This window comes from Prolixibacteraceae bacterium (genome assembly GCA_019720755.1).
GTDB classification, from domain to species: domain Bacteria; phylum Bacteroidota; class Bacteroidia; order Bacteroidales; family Prolixibacteraceae; genus Halosquirtibacter; species Halosquirtibacter laminarini.
The window spans coordinates 1,588,739-1,609,295 of the sequence record CP081303.1; the positions used below are offsets into that span (position 1 = coordinate 1,588,739).

A 20,557-nucleotide genomic window follows, 5' to 3' on the forward strand; every position below is an offset into this window, starting at 1 on the left:
CCTTCAAATGCACCACACTCTCCAATTGTTTCAAATGAACTATTTAAAGGCAAAAGTGGTGTGGCTTCTCATGGAGACTTCTGTATGGAGGTCGTGTAATGAAAGCCTTTGATAAGATGGGGATTTCAGACAATACATTGGTTATTTTTACTGTTAATAATGGGGTTTCGCCTCAGGCGAACCTGAAATTACTGGAGAAATATCACCATTTTTCTAGTTGTATCTTTCGTGGAACGAAAGGAACATTGTATGAAGGTGTACACCATGTCCCTTTTATAGCAAAATGACCTAAGAAAGTGAAGTCGAACTATAAAAGCGACTACTTAATGTGTACTACTGATTTTATGGCAACATTGAAGGGTGTGTTTGGAGATACTATATCAAAGGAAAAGGGAGATTGTTTTAGTTTTTTACCTGCTCTTTATGGTAAGAATGTCGATGATAAGCAGAGAGAAGGAGTGGTTCCCCTTTCAGATGCAGGCTTCTACTCTATTATACGTGATAATTGGAAATTGGTCTTGCACGAAGGAGCACTTTCAAGACGCATAGCCCCTAAAGATGCTCCAGTAAAATTTCTTGGGAAAATACAACTTTTTAATGTTGCAAAAGACCCTAACGAGTCTGTAAATATTAAAGATAAGTATCCTCAAAAAGTGGAAGAGCAGACGAATTTAAAGGCTGTATTTGTTAATAATTGTCGAAGTAGGTTAGGAGATCTAATTGCTTTTGAAAATGATATGAATAAGGTTAAGAGGAGGCAACTTAAGATTATTAAATAGTTGATACAATAATCATAAGCTTCTAAAGATAGGCACTTGTGCCTATCTTTAATCTGATTAAAAAAACTAAAAACTAATGAAACAAATAGCTCTTGCATTAGGGATCACCTCAATGTGTTTTGTTGGATGTAAAACAGTGAAAGAAAACCAACATTCGAATAGTGTCACAATGTCAAAAAAATCCCCCAATGTGATATTAATTATGGCCGATGATTTGGGTTATGGTGATGTTGGATTTAATGGAAATAAGATTATTCAAACTCCAAATTTAGATGCCCTTTCAAAAAAAGGGGTGACCTTTACAAACTTCTATGCTGGAGGACCAGTATGTTCGCCGACGAGGGGTACTTGCCTAACAGGAAGACACTATGCTCGTTATGGAATTTATACTGCAAATGTAGGTCACCTGCCAAAGGAGGAAGTAACCATATATGACCTACTAAAAGAGAAAGGCTACAGTACTGGTCATTTTGGTAAATGGCATTTAGGAACAATCGTGAAAGGAGTCTCTTCTAAAGGAAAAAAACGCAAGCCTATTCTTAACTTTAACCCTCCTTGGGAACAGAATGTGGATGAATCTTTTGTTACAGAATCTGCTGTAGCCACATGGAATCCAACAGAGAATGATAGATATAAGAAAAATGAGTACTATCACAATGGCGTAAGAGAAACTGCAAATTTAGAAGGAGACGATTCAAGAGTGGTGATGGATAGAGTGTTGCCATTTATTGAAGATGCTACAAAAAAGAGTAAGCCATTCTTTAGTGTTATTTGGTTTCATGCTCCTCACGAACCCGTTGTTGCTGGACCAGAGTATAAAGCGAAATATAGCAATTATACGGATAGAGAACAGAACTATTTTGGTTGCATTACTGCTTTAGATGATCAAGTAGGTCGCTTGGTAAAACATTTAGATAGTCTTGGTCAGTTGGAGAATACGATCATCTGTTTTTGTAGTGATAATGGTCCTGAAGGGAAACATGAGAATAAACGATTTATTGGTAAAACGGGAGGATTAAGAGGAAGGAAAAGGTCTCTCTATTGTGGAGGTGTAGGTGTCCCAGCTTTTATGGTTTGGCCTGGAGTGATTGATTCTAATTCCCAAACCTCTTATATTACATCTACTTTAGACTATCTCCCTACACTTGTGGATGGTCTTAGTCTGTCTATCGGTGATGACCGTCCTATTGATGGAGTCTCATTGATGCCAATGTTTATGGGAAAATCGAAGGTGAGAAAAAACCCACTTCCTTTTATGTATAAAGGAAAAGGAGCGATTATTAATGAAGATCTAAAATATATTGTTACAAATGGAAAGCTTACTGAAGTGTATGATCTGCGAAATGATCGATTTGAAGAAAATAATATCATTGATAGCCATATAGATCAGGTTGGGAAAATGAAAATCTATATGACTAATTGGAATAATTCGTGTAGAAATAGTCAAAAAGGAGAGGACTACAAAAGTCGTAATTATAAGCCTGTTGACAAATGGCAAGGCTTAAGAATAAACTAAGATTATGAAAAGAATAATTTTAACATTAGGTGTGCTACTTTTTCTTTCTAGTACCTATGGGCAGAAGAAGGAAAAGTATCAACCGAACTGGAAGTCGTTAAGAACTCATCAAATACCACAATGGGCAAAAGATGCAAAATTTGGTATTTATGCTCATTGGGGTGTATATTCAGTAACTGGTAATTGGGACTATACTCGTCCGAATTGGGCTAATTATTATATTACTGGTTATTTGGGTTATTATCAGACTTCTCAACGTAATGAACAAGCAAATCTTTTTCGAAAGAATGTTGGAGATATTAAAAAAGGGATAGGATACAAAGACCTTGCAAAACAATTTAAAGCAGAGAATTTTGACCCTAAATATTGGGCCAAACTGATTAAAAAATCAGGAGCTAAATATGCTGGAATATGTGCAGTGCATCATGACGGTTACTGTATGTGGGATAGTAAGATAACTAATTTGTGTGCTGGGAAATTAGGCCCTCAAAGAGATATTATCTCAGACCTTTATAAAGAGCTTAGAAACGAAGATCTTAAGATTATTGCTACTTTCCATCATGGCCGTACTTATAAACATTTTCAAAATGTAGCAAAACGTTTTGAAGGAAAAACAGATTATGCGAATGTGGATCTTCTGAATAAAAAGAATTGGGATACATATTGGTATATGGGAAGTAAGGATCGTTTTGCGAAGAATAGGTATGACCTTACTGTTGAATTTATCAATAAATATAAACCAGACATTTTATGGTTTGATGGTGGTGGTGGAAAATTTGGTACAGAAAAAATATTATCTCATTTTTTCAATATGGGGGAGAAGGAAAACAAAGAGGTCTGTTTGCATAATAAAGGAAACTTTGGAAAGAACTTCGGAATCTATAGTTATGAGAATGGAGCACATCGCCCATCTTTTGTTGATTGGCCCTGGGAAGATGATACTCCAAGTGCTATTGGCTGGTGTGACTGGCAATGGAATAAAGGAATTAAATATAAAAAATCAAGAGATGTTATTGTTCGTTTGTGTGATCTAGTCGCTAGAAATGGTGGACTATTGCTTTCGATGAACCCTAGACCTGATGGAACTTTTGATAAAGAACAAGAGAATTTGCTTTTAGGAATTGGAGCTTGGTTAGAGCAAAATGGAGAGGCTATTTATGGAACCAGCCCTTGGGTGGTTTATGGTGAAGGTCATTTAGAAGATCTATTCTACTCTGAGACAAATCCAATGAATGGGAAAAAATCTAGGGCGATTCAGCCTAACCCATCTCTATTCAATAAAGAGGATGTTCGTTTTACAACGAAAAATAATGCACTATATGCTACATTTTTAGGAACAGATTTTGATAGATCTTGTTGTGTGAAGACGTTAAAGTCGAATGTGAAAGTTTCTGATGAAAACAAGATTGTTTCTGTTGAATTACTAGGATATGGTAAGGTGAAATTTCATCGTAATCAGAAAGGGTTGCATATCGATCTACCTAAAAAACTTCCAAACAAAGTGGCTTTGTCCTTCAAGATCTCTGTGAAAGGAACTCTATTAGAGAGAGAATTAAATGGAACGAATGGCGTGCTTCCTTTACAAACCTAAATTTAGTCAATCTCATCATAAAGAGAATGAGTGATTTGTAACAAAAAAAAGGCTAGCCTATAATAAACATATTGTTTATCTTAGACTAGCCTTTTTTATAAATTAGACTTCTTGATTACAAGAATCTCCAACCTAGAGATAGTGTAAACATATCTGATTTTTGGTCAAAAGAGACATTAGTTAGTCCATTTTCAATATTACTCAATCCCCACTCATAACGTGCATCAATAGTGAAAAGAGCTACGTTAAATCCAAGACCTAACTGGTATGCCCAGTTTACTCCTGAAGGATCTTTAAGCCCTGCTAAGACATCGTCAGCCAAACCATCGGTGTTTGAGAAAGAGATACTACTACCTTCTGTATTAATGGACATTACAGGACCTGTAAATGCATACATCGATGCAAGTTTTAGATCTAGTAGACGATATCCAAGAAGTACTGGAATATCAAAGGTTTTAAGATCCACCTTTTGGGTAACTTTCACTGGATTACTTTCTTTTGGTGTGATATCGAAATCTGTCTCTCCTTTTTTTAGAGAGTAGTATACTTCTGGTTGGATGAAAAAATTCTTTAAGTTGATTCTACCAAAGACTCCCACTAAATATCCATTGTTGTTCAATGGACTATAATCAGAAAGATTTGTAGAAAGTGTGGATGTGGACACTTTAGAAGAGTTCCATCCTAATTTTAGACCCAAGTTTACAGGTAATTGGGCAAAAGCCCCTGACCCAAGAAGCGAAAATATCGCTACGATAAATAATTTTTTCATAATAATCTGTTTTTAGTTATCATATTCACACAAACGTTCGTTAACAAAAGTATGTAACTATTCATCATAAAACAATTTTTTTTTATGTCAACTATTTGAATTGTAAAATGGATGAAGTCAATGTTATAGAAGAAAAGTGTAAAATATATGGAAGTATTATGATCTTCATAAGTCTTTTTTTCTATGAAATATATAACTTTACGATTATATTAAACTATATAATTAATAAAGATGACAACAATAAAAGAGCTCAATCCAAAAGAAGTTTGGGATCACTTTGATGCAATATGTCAGGTTCCTCGACCATCTAAAAGAGAAGAAAAAATCATTGATTTCTTATTGAACTTTGCCAAAGAACGTGGTATCGAAGCCAAGAGAGATACTATCGGAAACGTGGTGATGCGTAAAGAGGCTACTCCTGGAATGGAGAATAAACCAACAGTGATTCTACAGTCACATATGGATATGGTTTGTGAAAAAAACAGTGATAAGGTTCATGATTTTGACAAAGATCCAATAACTCCCATTGTCGATGGAGAGTGGGTGCGTGCCGATATGACTACGTTAGGAGCCGATTGTGGCATTGGTATGGCCGCACAGATGGCTGTACTAACAGATCCTGAAGCGAAGCATGGCCCTATAGAGTGTCTTTTTACCGTCGATGAGGAGACTGGTTTGACTGGTGCAATGGAATTAGAGGACGATATGTTGACTGGGAAAATCCTTTTGAATCTTGACTCGGAAGATGATGGGGAGATATTTATTGGTTGTGCTGGAGGTATTGATACATTGGCTGACTTCTCTTTTGAAAAGGAATCGGTTGATACTACAACATTCCCTCTTTTAGTTGAGGTAAAGGGACTTTTGGGTGGTCACTCTGGTGATGAGATAAATAAAGGACGAGCGAATGCAAATCAGCTTTTAGTACGTTTCCTATGGAACGTAGACCAAGCTTATGGTATCCGTATTGCAAACATCGATGGTGGAAACCTACGTAATGCGATTGCTCGTGAGGCATCTGCTGTTATTGTGGTCCCTAAGGCAAAAAAAGAGGAGATTATTGCTCGATTTAATATCTTTAGAAGTGATATGGAGCATGAGTGGGAGATGACCGAACCTAATTTAGATCTTCATATTGGTTCTACTGATCAACCTGAGTTTGTAATTGATCAAGATACACAATTCCGTCTGCTGAATGCTTTGATGAGCTGTCCTCATGGAGTATTGGCAATGAGTTATCGTATGCCAGGAATGGTTGAAACTTCAACCAACCTTGCTTCTGTTAAGTTTAAGGATAGCAAAATACATATTACAACAAGCCAACGAAGTGATTTAGGGAGTGGGAAGATATTTGCTGCTTCAAGCGTCGAGGCTGTATTTCAATTGGCTGGTGCGAACGTAAAACATAGTGATGGATATCCTGGTTGGGCTCCTAATCCAGATTCTCCTATTATGAGGATTGTTCGTGATTCTTATGAATCTCTTTTCAATCAAAAGCCTGATGTGAAGTCTATTCATGCAGGATTGGAGTGTGGTCTGTTCTTGACAAAATATCCACAACTAGATATGGTGTCGTTTGGACCAACTATTCGCCAAGCACATTCTCCTATGGAAAGAATTGAGATCAAAACAGTTGAAAAGTTTTGGGCTCATCTATTAGATGTTCTTGCCAAAGTGTGAATATGATAATATATAAGTTCAAAGAGAGGCTTCAATAGTCTCTCTTTTTTTGTGCCATGCATGATAATGTGCTAATCGGTGTAAGCCCGTAGTGGGGGATGTAGATATACCCCTAGAAGAAGATGAGGATTCTTATTGTGAGCTATAACTTGCAGGACGTCGTTTGCAAAACTCTAGTCTTAGGAACACTAGTTGGAAAAGAGGTCAACGAACTGGATAAATTTGCCCAAATTCTTTTTAATCCGTCAAAGCGTGTGGCTCTTAAGGCGCATCTGTTTGGTTATTTGGAAATGATGGATGAAGGTAAGAACGTAAATGATGAGTCTTTATAAGCTAGGGATGTCTAAATGCAAGGCTTATCAGTTTTCTAATACACGAAAGAAATATTGGCGCATATCTAAAAGGCGCATTCTACAACGCAGAATAACTAATATAAGGCTTAAACAAGCTGTCTATTTTACCCTTAGTGCCTATTATCTAAAAGTAAAATCCTGATTTAGGAAAACGTACGAATGGTGGAGTGGGAGGTGTACTAGAAGATTAAGCAATCTTCCAGCCATCTACCCGATCGTTTCATTATTATACTTCTGATTTTTACACTCAATCAAAAACACTACCTCATTTTTTTGTTTGTCCTGAATGATAACTTGCACCTATTGCATACATCAATTCTATCTTATACCTTTGCTCTATATTTAGTTGTCCCATGACGCACACTATATCTTGGTCGGTTAATGTGTTAATAATATGGTGGCAAACTTAATATTAAGGAGGAGTAATCCTCCTTTTTTGTACCCCATACTTTCACAATTTAACAAACCTTAGATTTAGAATATAGCGTTGCATTTATGACTTGAATGCAAGTTGCATCATATAGTCGATACATGCATGTCTTTGTCTTAAAAAAATATTTTTTTTAAGACAAAATTTAATAAACTAATACTATACTTCATATATATCTATATGTCAATGTTATTATAGATTGATTTTTGTTGCATTGGTTGACATGAGTTCTCTATTTTATATATTATCCTTTGCTTATATTATAGTTGCGAGTAAGACTCTTTCTTATTAGGTAAGGGTTAACTGTGTTTCTAAGACGGGCTTTACTATACAATAATATGAGTTATGTGTTTCTGTTGTAATCTTTATTGTGATCTAATAATCGCATAACTAAATTTTACTTAAAACATTTAACATTTGTTGTTGTTCTGTAGAAAGAGTGCATAGGTTTATTATACTTTTGCATCATAGAAACGTATATGTATTATGAGAAAGTTTTATTTGTTAGTTAGCCTAACTATGTTTGTGCTACTAAATTCATGTGCTTTAAAACATGGAGTGTTTGATGTTACATTGAAAACTGTTGTAGAACCATTAGCTCCTAATAAATCACATCCTTATAGTAAGATTTATGTAGAAAAAGGGAGCTCTCCAATTTCACATTATGACGACAAACGTATGCACATCACTTGGCGTGTTGATGCCTCAAAGTTCTATGTTGAGTTAGAAAATAAGACACCTAATTATCTTGTGATCTTATGGGATGGGGCAATGTTTATGGATGATCTGAATGGAGCAGAACATTTAGCAGCAAGAGGAGATAACAACTTTAGAAGTTACAAAAAAGGTTATGAGGAGCAAGAGTCTATTATAATGCCTTTTGATAAGATAAAAGATGAACTGGTTCCCTCTTCTCACGTCGCTTATTTTAGCAAACGATATCAATCACTAGATAAACATTATCTGTTTTATAATTCTTGGGGTTATCCTGAGGGGGCAGTATCTCGAGATATGGAGAGTTATGTGGGAACTGAACTTGCACTGATGATCCCAATGGAGATAAATGGAGTGATCAAGGAGTTTGTATTTACATTCGGAATTGATAAGTACTCATTCAAAAAGGGTGGTTTCTAGCATGATATTCTCTTCCTAATATAATACTTCTGATAGACCATATTTTGAAAGAAAAAACACCACTCATTGTTTTGGGGATCGTTGATACGATCCTTTCTATTTTTCTAATCTCGAATAGTTGATGTCCATTATTTTCTGCTGATTACAGGTGAATTTATTTTGTTCTTTGAGTGATAGGTCTATTTTATAAGACCTAAATATACCCAATTGATGGAGAATTTGTTTTCAAACATAATTATTAACTTGTTGATATCCAATTTTTTTGATAATATAGTATTGTAACCGCTATATTTTCTTTACAAATATACCATCGGTGGTATAACAAATATATAACACTATGAAAAAAGTACTACTATTATCTCTTTTTTTTCTAACTCTTCCCTGTTATGCTGGCGTGCAAAAAACGGAGCCCGATAGTTCTACAAAATGGTACTCTTTGCAATCAAAAGAGAAGATTGGAGTCAAAGAGGCAGAACTACGAATTGAAGGAATGTTGCATTATGTAACTTCAGAAAACTTCTTTCAAGTAATTGACCAACTTAATGATAACTCCATAAAGGATAAGAAACAAAAGCTAACAGACTATCTGCAGAAGAAAAAGGATGCAAAACCAATGGATGAAATTAAAGTTCGTAGAGACATCGAATCGCATTTTAATTTTACTTATAATGGATTGAAAGCAACACTACAGATTCCATTTGCAAGAAGATTTGGGTTCTTTGTATTCGTTGCGATTCTTGCCATGTCTATTTTTGGTGTATTTACTATCCTGAACCTCCTATTTAAAAGAGTTATCTAAAGCCTTTTGTATATGTCTAATTCAAAGATCTTCCTTGAAGAACAAATAACTCCTGATCACGAGTTTGAAAAACTGATTCATGATATGTTTGATCAATGGGCTCACGATATGCCACCTCACCCCCATAAGAGGATAGCACAAGAGATGTCTATTGAATCCATATTTTTACTACCTTCCTATCATAGTCAACTAAACTCGTTATACGAGACACGTGAAAAATATTATAAAACAAAAGTGTATAAAGGGGATTTTACTCCACCAAAACAAACAATATTTTCTCTCTCAGAATTTGATGAATGGAACTTTAATGTTCCCAAAGTAACGAATTTCTGTACTGATGAGAACACTTATAAGGTTCTTCGTTCTGTGGAGATATTTACTTGTAGAAAATGTGGCGGTAGCGGAGATATTCAATGTTCCTCTTGTGGTGGAAAAGGAAATAAAAGGTGTTCTTCTTGTAGTGGTCGTGGTCAGAATAGCTGTTCTTCTTGTAGTGGTCAAGGTCGACAGCACTGTTATTCCTGTGGTGGTTCAGGGTATAAGGAGAGAGATGGACATAGAGAGAGTTGTGGTCATTGTCACGGAAGCGGACATACAAGGTGTAGCTCCTGTAGTGGAAGTGGTCAACAAACTTGTCGCACTTGTAGCGGATCCGGTCGTGTGACTTGTAGTACTTGTAGCGGATCTGGTAGAGTAACTTGTCCAACATGCCACGGTTATGGAAGAATGCAAAAGTATATTGCATTAAAACGTACTATCGATTATTCTGATGATGGAATGCCGATTCACCATGTTGCTCACTCAGGAATGACAAAATATCTTCATTATTATCCAAATTATGCTTGTCTAGAGTTATTATCAACTGATACATTGACCTACAATGGTTCCCGTCGAGGGGAGATCGATCTTGAGGATCTTTTAATGGATCCTATCGTAGATGGTGTAATTCAGAAACAGTATGATCGAGGACAAGACTTGATATTTGGAAACAGTGCGATGATTCGCCAGACACACGAAGTGACAAGAAACTTGACCTATTTGATAACTTATCGTTATCATGATAAAGAGTACAAAGCACTGATCTATGACAATAAAGAACAACTAGACACAGCTGTTAGTCCTGTTTCTGAATATACTGACCTTTTGATTACCGAGGCAGAATCGTTGGCACGTAAGCGACTTTTTATTAGTTCTTTGCGAAAAGTGAAGTTGATTAAGAAATTTAAGGTGTTTGATCAAGCGGGGATTTTGTCTGATCTTTCATATAAAATATCTGAACGTATATATGGTTCTTATTACCTTGGGGCTAGTGTGGTGGCTGTGGTAGCTGCTGTTGTCTTCGGATTAATGGGGTTTGACTATTTTAATCATTACAACTATACATTAGGATGGGCTGATTTTGTTAACTCATCAGATTCTTCTGTTTATGTTGCCTATCCATATATTTCTGCAATAATGGCTGCATTGATCCCTATTTCATTAATAGGTAGTGCCAAACGTTTATGTACTAAGTGGTTCGGTGCAATGTTGGGTATGATCCCTCGCATCATCCTTGGTGCACTTTGTGTCACGATGCTTATTGTATTAAGTGAGTCAATATTTTTGGGACTATCTGTTTTGGGTGTATGGCCACTAGTTGCTTTTTTCCTCTATTGGATCTTTATCGGGTGTAAATGGGTGGTATTGGCAATATGGTATGTGATCGTATTTATTCTTGTAATAATCTATAAGTTTGGTGCTTGGATATTCTCTTTTTTTAGTTAATTAAAACTACACAAGCCCTTTCTACTGTATTAATATGTAAGAAGGGCTTGTCTCTGTTTTATCCTTCGATGTTTTATATAGAGAATCAAAGAGCATCTTTTTAACGACTTATATTGATCTCTTGGTGGACTCTGATTTCTTTTTATCTTCTCCATTTAATACTTGTGAAAAGGAGCGTAGCAAAATTAAATAAAACGCAGTATCTTATCTGCTTCCATTCGTGGAGTAGGAGCAGCGTGTTCTCCCTCTTCATACCCATAAACAATCACTGCTGCGACTCTTTCTCCTTCAGGAAGTGCCACAATCTTCTCAATGGCATTGTTGTCAATAACACCAAAGACACATGTCCCTATGCCCTTGGCATGAGCTGCAAGGCAGAAAGTTTGACAAGCAATGCCCGCATCAAAGATCTCCCATATCATCTCCCCTGAATCTTTAAATTCTCCTTTAGGAGTCGAAAGTTTCCCGCTTTTCCCTTTTACATAACTTAAGACACATACCCCTTTGGCATGAGCCAATGTTTTCATATTATAAGAAAATTGATGTACCCCATCCTGTGCAATGGCTTTGATTGTTTCAGGACTGTCAATCATCGTATATCGAGCTATCTGAACATTTGCCCATGAAGGAGCCCAACGGGCGAGGTCCACAATCTCTTTCATCAATGATCTATCTACTACTTGGTCCTTATATTTACGAACACTTCGTCTCTCTTTTAATAATGTAATTGCATCCATCTTTCTATATTTTAAGCATTGGATAATGACTCTTTCTCGTTACATTTTACCAACAAGGACCTCCAGTTATTGTTCATCAAGTTAGAAGTGGATCACGAAATGCCGTTATTTATTTTTTGATTCGTTTTGTTTCCCTTTCAGGCTTTTAGAGGTATCTTTCTAGTGAATCTTTCAGTATGGATGTCAATTTATGGCGAAGATGCAGTGGTTCAATCACTTCGATATCTTTTCCGAATGACAATAGCTGGGATGTCAATTCAAAGTTGATATAGACTTGTAATTCGATCATAAAGTCCTGATGATCGATCACTTTTTGGGAACCATGAATCGGTTTGCTTAAGATATATGGTTTCAGTCCCTCATTTACTTTTATAAAAACACGCTCTACTTGTGCATCTCTTGGAATGGTCACTCCTACCATATCTTCAAAAAGTTCCTCGAAATTCAGTTTGCTCTCCTGAAATATTGCTCTCTCAGCTACTTCTACTTCACATATTCTATCGAGCGAAAGGTTCGTATGATTCGTATATCCATCCATAAACCCAAAAATAAACCAACGATTGTTAAACTGCTTCAGAAGATGTGGCGAGAATAGGTAATCTTTGGGTTTGTCTTGCTTGAAGCTTTGGTAAGATATTCTCAAAACCTGTCTATTTATAATGGCATAATAGAGACTTGAAATATGATTAAGCCCCTTTAAATAGATGTTTTGATCAAATAGTATGGCACTCTCTTGATCTGATACCAACGAGAAACTAGACTCTAATCGAGTGGTGATCTCATCGATCCACTCAAATTGTGGTAGCCCTTTAAAGCGCTTTAGTGTCACCAATGCCTCTTTGATTTGATCTACTTCTTGATCATTAAGTAGCTGTTTTTTTATAGAAAAGTTTGGATCTGCATAACGATAATAGGTTTTTCTTCCATCTTTCAATCGATTGAGTTCAATATCAAATCCTGCCTCGCTCTCCATAAAGTCGATATCATCATAGATTTGTCGGCGTTGAACCCCACTTGTAATACCTGTTTGTAGACTCAATGATTGACAACACTCCTCAATCAGGTCGTCCATAAAATATTTCCTTCGGGGATTCCTAAAGCATCTATCTAAAGTGTTATAACGTATGGTTGCATGTTTGTTTGTTGCCATGAATAAGAGGTGTCTTAATGATTGTTGTTTATTGTTATTTTCACGAAGTTATAAAAAGTTCTTCAAATGAAATGAGAACTAAAAGGCTATTGTTATGAAATTTATTATATCAGTAAAAACAATCGTTTACTTCACCTAAGATGTGTTTATGCCTCTTGATAGTTGTATCTCTCTTGTTCTGACATTCCTTGCTTTTCTATAAGTGCAAAAAGATACGAAAGCCTCATGATTCTATATTATTTAAGTAAGAACACTTTTCTGCGATATGGACTATTTTATATTCTCCCTTCTTAAGAAACGAAAATCGAAGAATATTACTGTATTGTAAACCTTGACGTTAAATGATGAGGATAAACTTGATATCTGTGTTTAAAAATGTTAAATTAAGGGACATTGTATCTGATTCTGTATTTACTGTAGATTTGCTAATGAATCTTACAAATATTAAATTATGAGAAACTTAAAATAACTTCTATGAAAAAACTACTTCTGTTATTATGGCTCGTCAGCATGATATCCCTTATAACCAATGCTGAAAATAAAAACCCTCGAAACCTCTATTCTGAAGCCATTACTTATGAGGCGTTAACTCCAGAATTATTAGAGTCATACTCTAAGTTTCCAGTAATGGATGGGGTATATTATCTTTTTGAAAAAGGTGCTACAACCAAGTTGATTGAAACCAAAGAGTATAAAATTATTAGAACAAGGATTCCGAACAAGAGCGAGATGTACGGATATCAGCTTGTTCAGATGAGAACGTGTGGCTATCTAGATTCAAGTGTCTTCCCTCAGTTTCAGAGTATACAGAAACGAAAGAACTCTACAGGACAACGAGTAGACTATTCGTATGCTCCTGGTACAGATAAGCATAGTTTTATGAAAATAGAGGTGACGACAATCAAAGATAAAGATTATGTGATTTTGATAGAGAAGATTGTCTATAAGAAGCGTCACTCTTTTAAGCAAAAGGTGACCAAACCTTTTAGATGCGCTTTTTAATTTAAAGAACTAGCTGACTTGTTCTCTGATTCTCCGTAAACTTACACAAAGAGACACTTTGTTTTAGGAATGAGGAGCATTTATAGCCAACGATCACAGCGATCGTTGGCTATAAATTTTTTACCCCTTTTCTATTTTTAAAAGAAAAACTGTTACTCTTATTTTTACTCGTCTAAAGGTTGTTGTTACTTGGTGTTTTTATCTATAGAAACTGTTTCCTCTCTTTTTTCTTACGATTATTTTAGGTCCTCTCTTGGTATATCCTATCCGCATTGAAAGAGTCCTCTTCCCCTTAGTATCCATTATATCATTACGTCATTCTATTGATTTCACAGAATGAGACCTGTCTTTTTGTCTCAAAGAGATAAAAAAAATCATCGGTGCAATTCTATTGCACAATTGACTACTACTTTCGTCCACTGTAAAGTATAACAAGATATCATGGAACCAATAAAACAAGAAGTACTCAACAATCATCAAATATACGAAGCAATCACTACAGCGCTTCAAGGAGCCACTACTGAGATTCTAGTAGTTACAGCATGGTTTACCGATCCTATGCTGTTAGAGCACCTTATGGATCGAGCCCAGAACGGAGTGCGTATAGGCGTGGTGATCTCAGAAGATGAAGAGAACAAACGTCTTGACTTTTCCAAACTTACCTCTTTAGGAGCTTCAATCTATAGAATAGGAAGCCGAGGAAATAAACGAGGGATGATGCATCAAAAGTTTTGTGTCGTAGATAAATCTGTTGCTATTCATGGCTCCTATAATTGGACTGTTAATGCACGAAAGAACAACGAAGAGAGTGCTATCCTCACCAACCATCGTGAGACCATAGACTCCCTAATAGCGAACTATCATCAAATAATAGATAACAAAGATACCATGGGATTAAAGAATCTTCTTCATAGAAAAGAGGCCAAAAAGCAAAAGAAAGAGAACGCTGAACAGAAGACTCCGATTGTGATGAACTCAAAGAGCGATAAGACCCAATCCCTCTCTCATGCCGATAGATTAGAGTCTATTCTAGACAACCTGCTTGAGTCAGAGTTCTCCAATTTCGATAAAGATCGAATGAAAGCGCTTGGTTATCAAAACTCGAAAGAGAAATCTGGAGACCATGAGGTGTTGCAAAATATCCTTGATACTCTGTATGCTGACTTTGCAGGAGAACTGAATATTGCCCATGAGAAGAAGCAGAATATGATTTTACGTATTCAGGAGGAGGTTCAGAAACAGATGACAGGGATCGAAGCCAAGAGAGATGCCGAAATTCGTGAAGCGAACATTGCTTGCGAAACAGAGAGGAGCGATTACGATCGTAACATAAATGAGTTTAATACCCAGATAGAGAATGAAGAGTTGAAGAAAAAAGGATTGGTCGATGGAATTATGAAACGTCTTCAGAATCAGAAATCAGATTTGTTAAAAGCCATTGATGACCTTCAAGTATCTTTTGCCAAAACCAAATTGAACTGGTCCAAACTAGGTCCTTCGATTCTATTTATGATTATTATGTTTGTATACCTAATTGTCTTCTACTCTTCTGCTGGTTATATCTTAATATTTGGAAAACAAGATGCGGAATTTGCAAAGAATACCAATGCTTTAGGTACATATCTTCCACCAGAGGTGTTCGATCCCCAAGCCATTACCCATGTGTTGGAGAAGGGGGCTACAGGGGTTATGTTTGTTTTTCTTTTTGTGTTTGTTCCATTGGTGCTTTCTATCATTGATCTCTTCCTTGAACGAAGTACCCAACGATGGAAAAGGTATACTAAATTCGGACTAAAATGGTTTGGAATCCTCTTTATCGATGCAATTATTGCCTATAAAGTAGCGGCGACAATTCATGAAACCACTTATCTAAAGAGTGGACTGGGAGATCCCTTATTTCATTTGAAAGATTGTTTTACCAGTGTCGACTTTTATCTCGTTTTTGCTTTAGGTTCTTTTGGTCTAGTTCTTTTCTCTAGCCTTTTTAAATATATCATTAAGTGCTTTTCTGAACGAAATGAAGATGAGGTTCGTGCCGAAAACAAAATAAAAGAGCGACAGTTCCGCTCGGAGATAAAAAGAGCCGATGAGTGTTTGATGAAGGAAGAGAAACGTTTGATCGCCGTGGAGCAAGAGATTAACCAAATAAAGCAGAAGAGAGAAGTGCTTTTAAAGAAGATCGACAGTATTCCGATGGTTTTCGAGAATAAGAAAAATGCGGTTCTACGTCTTGCAGATCAGAAGTCCGAAGAGGTCTCTTATATCAAGAGTTTGTATCTCAGTAAGCTAGAGAATAACAATTTGAAGTTCTCTTTTTCCATGCTGACCAACAGAGTGAATACTTTCATGAACGGATGGACTGCATTCCTTCATTCGGAGTTTTCAGTGGCTAAAGCCGAACAAAAATCCAAAGAGGCAATGGCGTTGAAAGATACATGGTTGTTAAATAATCAAAATCGATAACGATGAAAAGAGTAAAAAATATCCTTATTGTAGTGTCTGTTTTTAGTATCATCTCATTTTTAATGATGGGGTGTACTAACTCTCAGAAATCGGATAATAATAAGATGCTAGAAGAGGCGAAGAAGATCCAAGAGGTTACGATTCAGGAGTATAATATTATGATTGCTCCAGACCTCTCTAATAGAATCAATGATGAAATCCACCCTAAGCCAGTGGATGATAGGGCTATTATTCACGAGGTATTTCAGATGATTCCCACGGTGCTGACCTCTAACAATCGTACTACAGGGCAGAAGGACCTCTTCTCTTTTATGTTTGTCAACTCGGGTCTAATTTCTCAAACAGGGATGGATGTGGACAGTTTGAGAATCGATTTCTCCTCTTTTGTCAATCCAGAGAGTGGCACAGACAACCAAAAGAATCGTATCGAGTATATAAAGAATCGTAATCCAGAGAGGTCCTTAAAAAAGGATGTCGTCGCAATAAACAACAGAATTGAAAAGCTCTACTCTTTTGCTCAATCTCATAGTGGAGGAGCAGATATTTGGAGTTTTCTAAATTCTGAAATCGATCCAACCATTTTAAAAACACAAACCAAAAGAAATGAAGTGTTCGGTGGCGTGATTCAGAATATAGTATGTAAGAATGTGATGATCCTTCTGACCGATGGCTATTTGGAATCTGGATTGTCCCGAGGTCAGAGTCAAGGCGAAGGAAAGAATATGTCATACGACCTCACCCAATCCAGAATCAGGGATTTTAGAAATGCGTTCAAACATTCTAAAATGAATGACCTTCGTGCATTTTATAAAAAAGAGGGGTATGGCATCGTGGCTCTAAAAAATAGTGCACTCAAAGATCTTCATCTTTTGGTGATGGAGATGGATGATAGATCACAGACTAAAACGGGAAATGCTACCGTATTTCCTACCGACGCTGAAATTATCAATCTTTTTTGGACCGATTGGTTGAAACGCTCTGGTGTCGCCACTTATGAACTACATCATGTGGTTCCAAGTAAAAGTAAAGCCCAAAAGATAATCCGTAATTTTCTGGAAGTATAGCTTTTGATCTGTTTTTTATGATAGGAGACACCCCCTGAATTTCTATAACTTAAAGAAATTCAGGGGGTGTCTTTCTCTTTTAAATGTTTCGGTCTTTTGTATACTATCAATTGACACCTCTAATTTAAGATATATTGTCATTAATTGTTAAATGACACACCTGCTCTCTTTTGTCTCTTTTCTCTATTGTAAAAGATTTGATCGGATATGTCGATACCAATGTAGTTCTTTAATTAGGTTTAAGTATTTGTAAAATTTATGTATAATTGTAAAAATACGTATCCTTCTATCTATCGACATCGTGGAGGCCGTTGAGGTCTTGACTTGTTTGTGTATAGGAGGTGTATGATTTTATTTTAAACCAATAAAACGAAATATGAATTGGAAACGTTTGATCACGTTGTCTCTGCTTGTTTTGACATTACAAGGGATTCATACACGTGCGATAGGAGGAGTTCAATATGAAGATTTGGATGCAGAACAGGCTCGTAATAGAGGCTTGAGATATCTAAATGGAAAAGGGGTTGCATTAAGCCCGAAAAAAGCCATCTATTGGCTTGAGATTGCTGCCCAAAAAGGCGATGCGATAAGCATGACGCAACTAGGAAATATATACCTTGGAAATAGATATGTCAAGAGGGATAAGGCGCGTGCATTCTCTTATTTTAAATCTTCAGCTGATACAGGCTACCCTATGGGACAGTTCTATCTTGGTAGATGTTATTTAACTGGATATGGTTGCACAAAAGATTATGCACTTGCAGTGCAAAACTTTCAGTTGGCAGCAACTACAGGGTTTAATCCAGCGCAAGTAATACTCGGTGTATGTTATATGAATGGATATGGTGTTAAGAAAGATTATAATGCAGCCAAATCCCTCTGTGAACTTGCTTTGGACACCCCCGATAACACTCCCATTACTACTTATAATAGCTTAACCGACTCATATAGAGGAGATGCCTATGGCCTCCTAGGATATATCTATTATAGCGGGAAAGGAGTTGAAAAAGACCTTCGAAAAGCATTTAAAATGTATAAAAAAGGGGCTGCTTTGAATAATGTGGTTTCGCTCTACTATCTAGCGCAGATGTATGAGAAGGGCGAATCTGTGTCAATAAATGAAAAGAAAGCTTTTAAATACTATCAAAAATCGGCAACGAGAGGTTTCCCCAAGGCGATGGTTAAAATAGGAGGGCTATACTACAGAGGCGACTATGTGACAAAAGATAGTCAAACAGCTTTTGAATGGTTCGAAAAGGCTTCTAATAAGAGATATCCTCCTGGGGTCTATCACTTAGGATTGTGTTACATGTCTGGGCAAGGGACTTCCAAAGATCCAACTAAGGGTTATAGCCTTTTCCTTACGGCTGCCAAAAAAGGAGAATCCAGAGCCCAATATGCCTTGAGTCAATGCCTCCTTAAAGGAGAGGGGTGCGACAAAGATGTGGATCAAGCTTATATTTGGCTACGCAAAGCGGCTAAGAAAAAAAATAAAGATGCAGTAAAGTATCTCGATGAGAATCCCAAAGGATTATAACTCCATTAAACTTTTCGAAATAGAGATGATTTTCATACGAGCTTTTCGTTTTGTCTAGAAAGACTCCCGTAAGACTTTCGTTTACGAATTAATCGTAGGATGAATATGATCCCAAAAAGATCCTCTAAAGCATTTTTCGCAACCATGCGAAATCATGTTTTGGAGGATCTTTTATGTTTTGAAAAGTGGTGACTTGCTCTCTAAATTATCTTAAAGGATCTCTTCATGAGGATCAGAAATGTTCAATATGTGGATAATACCCTTCTGTTTCTCTCTTTGACTCATCCACTCTATCCCTATATTTTACTATCTTTAAAGTCATAAAGGTATCTCACATAAATACTTTAAAACCACCAATCATGATCTTTTAACCATGAATTTTCTGTAAAAACAACACTTTTTCTAAAAGGGTTTCCTCGTTACTTCCTTTACCCTTTGGTTACCCTTCCTTTACCCTTTGGTTACTCTAAGGGTAACCAAACCGTAACCAATCCCTATCTAAACCCTATCCAATCTCACTGTTTGTTTCATCGTTATCAAAAACAAATTGTAAATAGCAACGAGAGTAGGATTAAGACTATTCACAATCTTTTTGTTCGTTTTATTGTAGTTTGTGTGTTCGTTGTACTTGTTGCATACTTTCTTCTATTTCGCTTTCGAAAACTAGCCTTTACCTTAGTGGTATGTTTAACATTGAAAATGGCTTTTAATGAGTATACCCATCGAAGAGGTATCAGTTTCCACTCCGTAGCCACGTCTTATGTGGGATTGGTAGAACGTAGTTTTGAGGAAAATGATCATTTTGTAAAAGATCTTAATGATGAACTTGTTTTAAATATTGAGTCTGATGTACTTAGTTCAATGGATTATGATAAGTCTAAAGTAAAACAGTATGCGAATGAAATCAGTACTAAGTATTTTATAGAGAACAATGATTCGCTATTTAAAGAATATGGACACATTGTTCGCTATTTGTCTGTTTTCAAGTGTATTAATAGTTCATGGAAATATGTTTCTGACCCTGAGGAGGAAGAGTTCTTTGCCAAAGCATCCCAATCGATGATAACGCTAGCTGGGGATTGTGACGACCACACCATTTTGATGTGCTCTTGTATCAAAGCCATAGGGGGAAAAACTCGTGCTGTTCTTATCAAGGGACACATATTCCCAGTGGTAAGGGTTGCAAACGATAAGTATGAGTTCGAAAGGCATATCAAGCCTGTATTAATAGAGCTCTTTGGTAATAGTCCAGACGAAGACTATGGGGTGATTGAGAATAATGATGGTTTATGGTTAAACTTTGACTATACAAAAAAAACACCAGGTGGACCTTTCCTTAGTGAAGAAGTGATTAAGGTGATTAAAATCTAGATTGTTGTGCCATTTGATTATGTTTTTGCGGATTGGAGGAGTATTTCTCCAATCTTACTGTTATCCCTCTTTTAGGGGGAGTATAATTTCCAATTAGAGTGGCTTAGATTGGATGAGATAGTAGACAGTATACAGGGGGATAAAATCAGAGAGGAGCAAACGGATGAGAATATTTTCACCTCTCCTTATCCTCTGTCTCTCTATGTTTCCCTTATTATGAAATCCCTATAGTTTCATAACGAAGTGGTGCAAAAGAATTTCATTAATATGCTCTAGTGAAACCTATTGCCCGATGTTTCATATGAATAGTTTTATGGCGATACGGGATTTTATGGAAATGTAGACAATGAGAGCTTTGTGAATTTGGAGGCCCGATCTTTTTTGATTGGAAGATGTGTGGTCTTGCTAAGATTCTGAG

16 protein-coding genes are annotated in these 20,557 nt (G+C 36.4%); 13 read left to right on the forward strand and 3 right to left on the reverse strand.

Annotated elements, in window-relative coordinates:
* The first annotated feature begins 98 nt into the window (after nt 1-98).
* The 4 genes from K4L44_06460 (at nt 99) to K4L44_06475 (ending at nt 3,886) form a co-directional block, all read left to right on the forward strand.
* Nucleotides 99-287: a hypothetical protein gene (locus tag K4L44_06460; protein ID QZE15468.1), complete on the forward strand. Its 189-nt coding sequence runs from the start codon at nt 99-101 to the stop codon at nt 285-287.
* 57 nt (nt 288-344) lie between these two features.
* Nucleotides 345-779, forward strand: a complete 435-nt coding sequence (locus K4L44_06465; protein QZE15469.1) for a hypothetical protein — start codon at nt 345-347, stop codon at nt 777-779.
* A gap of 76 nt (nt 780-855) precedes the next feature.
* Nucleotides 856-2,295: a sulfatase-like hydrolase/transferase gene (locus K4L44_06470; GenBank protein QZE15470.1), complete on the forward strand. Its 1,440-nt coding sequence runs from the start codon at nt 856-858 to the stop codon at nt 2,293-2,295.
* A 4-nt stretch (nt 2,296-2,299) separates the two neighbouring features.
* A complete protein-coding gene (locus K4L44_06475) occupies nt 2,300-3,886 on the forward strand; it encodes an alpha-L-fucosidase (GenBank protein QZE15471.1) in 1,587 nt (528 codons plus the stop codon).
* Nucleotides 3,887-4,001: 115 nt separating this feature from the next.
* On the opposite strand, the gene K4L44_06480 is transcribed toward K4L44_06475, so the two are convergent.
* Nucleotides 4,002-4,655 carry a PorT family protein gene (locus K4L44_06480; GenBank protein QZE15472.1) on the reverse strand — a complete coding sequence of 218 codons (654 nt, stop codon included), beginning with the start codon at nt 4,653-4,655 and terminating at the stop codon, nt 4,002-4,004.
* Nucleotides 4,656-4,886: 231 nt separating this feature from the next.
* Between K4L44_06480 and K4L44_06485 the strand changes: the two genes are divergently transcribed.
* The 4 genes from K4L44_06485 (at nt 4,887) to K4L44_06500 (ending at nt 10,815) form a co-directional block, all read left to right on the forward strand.
* A complete protein-coding gene (locus K4L44_06485; GenBank protein QZE15473.1) occupies nt 4,887-6,335 on the forward strand; it encodes an aminoacyl-histidine dipeptidase in 1,449 nt (482 codons plus the stop codon).
* A gap of 1,269 nt (nt 6,336-7,604) precedes the next feature.
* Entirely contained in the window at nt 7,605-8,252 is a 648-nt protein-coding gene (locus K4L44_06490) for a hypothetical protein (GenBank protein ID QZE15474.1), read from the forward strand.
* A 337-nt stretch (nt 8,253-8,589) separates the two neighbouring features.
* Nucleotides 8,590-9,051: a hypothetical protein gene (locus tag K4L44_06495; GenBank protein QZE15475.1), complete on the forward strand. Its 462-nt coding sequence runs from the start codon at nt 8,590-8,592 to the stop codon at nt 9,049-9,051.
* A 12-nt stretch (nt 9,052-9,063) separates the two neighbouring features.
* On the forward strand, nt 9,064-10,815 hold the full coding sequence (locus tag K4L44_06500) for a hypothetical protein (GenBank protein ID QZE15476.1): 1,752 nt from the start codon (nt 9,064-9,066) through the stop codon (nt 10,813-10,815).
* A 185-nt stretch (nt 10,816-11,000) separates the two neighbouring features.
* Here the strand turns inward: K4L44_06500 and K4L44_06505 are convergent, their stop codons facing one another.
* Both K4L44_06505 and K4L44_06510 read right to left on the reverse strand, forming a co-directional pair.
* Nucleotides 11,001-11,552 (reverse strand): nitroreductase family protein, encoded by a 552-nt coding sequence (locus K4L44_06505; protein ID QZE15477.1) that lies wholly within the window; start codon nt 11,550-11,552, stop codon nt 11,001-11,003.
* A 145-nt stretch (nt 11,553-11,697) separates the two neighbouring features.
* On the reverse strand, nt 11,698-12,702 hold the full coding sequence (locus K4L44_06510) for a WYL domain-containing protein (GenBank protein ID QZE15478.1): 1,005 nt from the start codon (nt 12,700-12,702) through the stop codon (nt 11,698-11,700).
* 474 nt (nt 12,703-13,176) lie between these two features.
* Between K4L44_06510 and K4L44_06515 the strand changes: the two genes are divergently transcribed.
* From K4L44_06515 to K4L44_06535, 5 genes are all read left to right on the forward strand, one after another.
* On the forward strand, nt 13,177-13,704 hold the full coding sequence (locus K4L44_06515) for a hypothetical protein (GenBank protein QZE15479.1): 528 nt from the start codon (nt 13,177-13,179) through the stop codon (nt 13,702-13,704).
* 441 nt (nt 13,705-14,145) lie between these two features.
* Complete coding sequence (locus tag K4L44_06520) at nt 14,146-16,167, forward strand: FAM83 family protein (protein ID QZE15480.1); 2,022 nt, start codon at nt 14,146-14,148, stop codon at nt 16,165-16,167.
* A 2-nt stretch (nt 16,168-16,169) separates the two neighbouring features.
* Nucleotides 16,170-17,231 carry a hypothetical protein gene (locus K4L44_06525; GenBank protein ID QZE15481.1) on the forward strand — a complete coding sequence of 354 codons (1,062 nt, stop codon included), beginning with the start codon at nt 16,170-16,172 and terminating at the stop codon, nt 17,229-17,231.
* A gap of 376 nt (nt 17,232-17,607) precedes the next feature.
* Complete coding sequence (locus tag K4L44_06530) at nt 17,608-18,768, forward strand: sel1 repeat family protein (GenBank protein QZE15482.1); 1,161 nt, start codon at nt 17,608-17,610, stop codon at nt 18,766-18,768.
* Nucleotides 18,769-19,290: 522 nt separating this feature from the next.
* Nucleotides 19,291-20,139, forward strand: a complete 849-nt coding sequence (locus K4L44_06535; protein QZE15483.1) for a hypothetical protein — start codon at nt 19,291-19,293, stop codon at nt 20,137-20,139.
* Nucleotides 20,140-20,557: the final 418 nt, after the last annotated feature.